Source organism: Mesorhizobium sp. M7A.F.Ca.US.002.01.1.1, from assembly GCF_004022955.1.
In the GTDB taxonomy this organism is placed as follows: Bacteria; Pseudomonadota; Alphaproteobacteria; order Rhizobiales; family Rhizobiaceae; genus Mesorhizobium; species Mesorhizobium ciceri.
The window spans coordinates 1-4,466 of the sequence record NZ_RZQE01000480.1 but is presented as its reverse complement, the minus strand read 5'-3'; the positions used below and the strand labels follow the sequence as shown (position 1 = coordinate 4,466).

The 4,466-nt window shown below is 59.6% G+C and carries 4 protein-coding genes; all 4 read right to left on the bottom strand.

All coding sequences use genetic code 11. The features are described from left to right. Positions 1-147: 147 nt before the first annotated feature. Genes EN932_RS30110 through EN932_RS30095 form a run of 4 tightly spaced genes read right to left on the bottom strand, consistent with a single transcriptional unit; the run spans position 148 to position 4,409 of the window. Entirely contained in the window at positions 148-948 is an 801-nt protein-coding gene (locus tag EN932_RS30110; RefSeq protein ID WP_127415250.1) for an ABC transporter permease, read from the bottom strand. A 2-nt stretch (positions 949-950) separates the two neighbouring features. Beyond that, a complete protein-coding gene (locus tag EN932_RS30105; protein WP_127415245.1) occupies positions 951-2,252 on the bottom strand; it encodes an ABC transporter permease in 1,302 nt (433 codons plus the stop codon). A gap of 22 nt (positions 2,253-2,274) precedes the next feature. Further along, a complete protein-coding gene (locus tag EN932_RS30100) occupies positions 2,275-3,324 on the bottom strand; it encodes an ABC transporter substrate-binding protein (protein WP_128369292.1) in 1,050 nt (349 codons plus the stop codon). 29 nt (positions 3,325-3,353) lie between these two features. Then, the gene (locus EN932_RS30095) at positions 3,354-4,409 is read right to left on the bottom strand and encodes an ABC transporter ATP-binding protein (RefSeq protein ID WP_245483349.1); all 1,056 of its coding nucleotides are present in this window, start codon (positions 4,407-4,409) and stop codon (positions 3,354-3,356) included. Positions 4,410-4,466: the final 57 nt, after the last annotated feature.

Here is a 4,466-nt window from a genome sequence, read left to right as displayed (position 1 = left end):
AGGCTGATCGGCCCCGTATTCTCGTCGGCTGCGGGCAGCGGCGCCGCCGACCACCAATAGGGCTCTTCAAGATAATCGTCGGCGAACAATCCGGCTTGCGCCGCACCAGCCGTCCTGGGGTCCTGCGACATGACATGCAGCATCACGTTACCTATTTTTGTTGGCGTTGTAGGCTGCAGCCATCAGGCAACTCGTCAGTATGATCATCACCGTGGCGGCGGCGAGGATCGTTGGATCGAGCTGTTCACGCAGTCCCGTGAACATTTGCTTTGGCAGCGTGCGCTGCTGAGGTCCGGCAATAAAAAGGACCATCACCACTTCGTCGAATGACGAGGCGAAAGCGAAGACCGCTCCCGCCGCCACGCCTGGCGCGATAATTGGAAGCATCACCGTTCGAAATGCCGTCACGCGGCCGGCGCCGAGACCTGCCGCGGCCCGCATCAGGTTGAAGTCGAAGCGCGTCAGCGTCGCCGTCACGGTGATGACAACGAAGGGAGATGCCAAAATGGTGTGTGCAATAACGACGCCGGCGTAGGAATAGTTGAGGCCGAGCGGCGAAAAGAAAATGAACAGCCCAAGGCCCAGCACGACGACGGGAACGATCATCGGTGAAATCGCAAGCGCCATCACGGCGGTGCGCAAAGGAAACCGTGGATTGACAAGCCCGATTGCCGCGAGGGTGCCCAGAGTCGTGGCGACGATGGTGGTCGACATCGCAATCACCAGACTGTTGACCATTGCTCCGGTCCACAAAGGCGAGGAAAAAAGCTCCGCGAACCAGCGAAGAGACAACGCACGGAATGGGTAGGTAAACCAGGGATCGGCATTGAGCGAGATTGGGAGAGCGACCGCCAGCGGCAGCATCAGCAAGAGAAGTGCGATCCCAACAAATCCATAAAGCGGTATCCGAATGTAGGTCGGAAACTCGGAATAGACGCGGCGGCCCATGTTCATATCCGATCCGACGAGTGACGCGCGACATGCCGCGCAAGAGGCAGAGCAACGAGGCCGGCCCCCAAGATGAGTATGACGCTAAGGGCCGAAGCAAGCCCCCAATTCAGATCCTCATTGGTAAACCTGGCAATGAAGAAGCTCACCATCTGATCGGACGGTCCACCCACCAATGCGGGCGTCAAATAGAAGCCGAGGCACAGAACGAAGGTGAGAAGTCCGCCGGCGGCAATGCCTGGAACCGCCTGCGGCAGAAAAATAGTCGCATGTGCAAGAAGTGGCCCTGCCCCTAGGCTGCGGGCGGCCTTTACCTGGTTCGTCGGGATAGCCCGCATTACGCTGATCATGGGCAAGACCGTGAACGGCAACTGGATCTGGATCATCGCGATAATGGTCGCCATGCGCGTGTAAAGGAGGGGCAGCGGCTCGGATATCAGTCCCGTTCGGGCCAGCGTGGCGTTGAGAACGCCGTTGGTCTGAAGGAAGACTATCCACGACATTGTTCGCACGAGCAGCGAGGTCCAGAACGGCAGGAGAATGAAGAACAGGAGGACTGCGGCCGTGCGCCCGCTGGCATTGGCTATGACATAGGCGACTGGGTATCCGATCAAGATCGTGAGCCCCGTCACAACCAGACTGATCAGGATCGTCCTTAGATAGATCGACCGAAAATCATAACTCGTTTCCTGAGACAAGCGACCATCGGCTTCGATCTTTACAGGAAAGCCTGTTGCCCAGCGCAAATAGAACGCGCTGTAGCGACCGTTATAGTGCTTGAAGATGCTCCACACACCGCTCTGTCCCCAGGCCGGGTCTGCCTTGATCAATTGGGCCTTCCAGGCCTGCGGGTCGGCGCGGTCGAAATCCTCCGACAGGATCCGCTGGGCACCCAGGATGATGTTTGCCCCACGCGACAATTCGTAACCCACCCGACGGCCTAGGGGGCGTACTGATCCAGCATGTCCCGCGGCCTCGAGCTCCTGACCAAGGGTCATGTAGACGGCACTGAGCGGCACATCATCTCCGTCCCAGGCCTGAAGCGCCTGCGTTGTCAGCGGCAGGGCTCTGGCGATTTCCCCATCCGATACCGCCGTATGAACGATCGAACCTATGGGGATCACCAGAAACAGAAGCAGAAAAATCAGGAGCGGCGCCGCCGGAAGCGCAGCCCGAGCTGCCCTGCGGTGGTTGTCGCTCCTGACCGACGGGCGAACGACACGCTCCGACGGTGCCGCGGCCTTTGCCGCAGGGGTATCATTCTGCGTCATCATCAGGCCCACGTCACCGTACGGCAGTGTCATGCGAGAACTCCGATCACTCGGCTTACTGGGAAATCCAGCTGGAGAAGCGGGCGTTCAGCGCCTCACCGTTTTTGGCCCAAAATGCACCATCCTGCGCCAGGGCACCCTCGCTGTTTTGCGGGGCGGACGGCAAGTTCGGCAGCACGTCCTTGGCAACCAGAGCGCTGGCGGCCTTTACGGTCGGACCGTATGCGATGTACGTGCTCAAGGTGGCGTTGACATCTGGCTTGACGCTGAAGGCCACGAACTCCTTGGCGGCTGCAAGGTTCTTCGACCCGGATGGGATAACCCACATGTCAAAGCCACGGATCTGATTGGTCCAGGCGATCCCAAGATCGGCATTTTCCTTGGCATTGGCGTCCGCGATGCGGCCGTTCCAGGCCAGCGCCATCTTCACCTCGCCGGATTTGAGCAGCTGCGGCGGTTGGGCGCCGGCCTCCCACCAGACGATGTCCTTCTTGATCGTGTCTAGCTTCTTGAAGGCTCTGTCAACGCCGGCGGGCGTTGCGAGCGTCGTATAGACGTCCGACGCCGCGACACCGTCGGCGAGCAGGGCAAGTTCGAGCGTGTCCACCGGACTCTTGCGCAAGCCGCGTTTGCCGGGGAAGGTTTTGGTGTCGAAAATGTCGGTCAATCTGGTAGGGGCCTGCGGGAACGCCTGTTTCTGAAACGCCAGGATCGTGGCGTAGACGCTCGTTCCCACCGCGCAATCGGTGAGGGCGCCATCAACGAGACCCGCGGACTTGAAGGCCGCGTCAGCACCAATCTTCTCAAGCAATCCCTGGTCGCAGGCCGTCGCCCCTGTTTGCGGATCGACGTCGATGACGTCCCAGGCAACATTGCCGCTATCGACCATGGCACGCAGCTTGGCCAGTTCACCGCTCCAGGTGTCCTGGGTCACGGTTATGTTCTTTGATTTCGCAAATGGATCGAGAAATGCCTTTGTCTGTGCTTCCTGCAAAGCCCCACCCCAGGAAACGACGGTCAGAACGTCTGCCAGGGCTGGCAAACTGACCGCAGTCAGGACAAGCCCGACGAGGAACGATTGTTTGAATGAACGTGCGCGTAGCATGTGATGTCCTCTCTGGATTTTCGGTTGTGTTATCTGCCGTCAAGCGCCCATGCATCGCGCGGCTCCCAGTCGAGAAGGACAGGGCTGCCCATCTCCATCTGGATTCCCAACGATGATGAACTCTTCGCAATCAACCGTTCCCCGCCCGGCAGTTCGACGTGGATCCGGAACTGGTCGCCGCAGTAGATGATGTCGCTGATTTGCCCGCTAAGCGTTCCGGCGCGGTTCTGCCCAGTGATGCGGACGCTCTCCGGCCTGATGGCGATCGTCGCTTGTTGATCAACCTTCGTGTGAACGCTACTGCGCGCCCAAATTTCCTGGCCGCCGGCGAGCCTTGCGCGCGCCAGGTCGCCTTCGATCGAAACGACTTTCGCATCAAGGCAGTTGTTGTCGCCAACGAACTCCGCCACGAAGCGGCTCGCGGGATGGCCGTAGATATCTTGAGCCGAACCTATCTGCTGGATGCGGCCATCGTTGAAAATGGCGATCCTGTCGGACATCGTCAGCGCTTCGTGCTGATCGTGCGTCACATAGACGACTGTAAGGTCAAGCCGATCGGCGATCCGACGGATTTCGAGCTGCAAGTCCTCGCGCAGCTTCTTGTCCAACGCGCCGAGCGGCTCATCCATCAGCACCAGGCTGGGTTCGAAGACAAGCGCCCGAGCAAGCGCGACCCTTTGTTGCTGGCCACCCGACAGGGCCGCGGGCCTACGCTGCGCAAGGTTCGAAAGTTGGACCATCGCCAGCGCTTCGTCGACGCGAGTGGCGATCTGCTCCCTGGAGGAGCCGCGCACCCGCAACGAATAACCAACATTCTCGGCGACCGTCATATGCGGAAAGAGGGCATAGTTCTGGAACACCATGCCGATGTTCCGCTTTTCCGGCGGCTTGTCCTGAATCGGCCGCCCGTCGAGCGTGATTTCACCCGCTGACGGATATTCGAAGCCAGCGAGCATCATGAGCGTCGTCGTCTTACCCGAGCCTGAAGGACCAAGCAGCGTCAGAAATTCGCCCTTCGCGATGTCAAGGTTCAGGTCGCGCACGACGAAGCTATGGCCGTCATAGGTTTTGGATATGCCGGTCATGCCGACATGCATCGGAGGCTGAACCATGGCTGAAAGTATCTATCCCATTTTCTCGAT

What these genes read in the sequence shown, in the direction of transcription:
- EN932_RS30105 (WP_127415245.1), bottom strand. Translation starts at nt 2,252, where the DNA reads ATGACACTGCCGTACGGTGACGTGGGCCTGATGATGACGCAGAATGAT.
- EN932_RS30095 (WP_245483349.1), bottom strand. Translation starts at nt 4,409, where the DNA reads ATGACCGGCATATCCAAAACCTATGACGGCCATAGCTTCGTCGTGCGC.
- EN932_RS30100 (WP_128369292.1), bottom strand. Translation starts at nt 3,324, where the DNA reads ATGCTACGCGCACGTTCATTCAAACAATCGTTCCTCGTCGGGCTTGTC.
- EN932_RS30110 (WP_127415250.1), bottom strand. Translation starts at nt 948, where the DNA reads ATGGGCCGCCGCGTCTATTCCGAGTTTCCGACCTACATTCGGATACCG.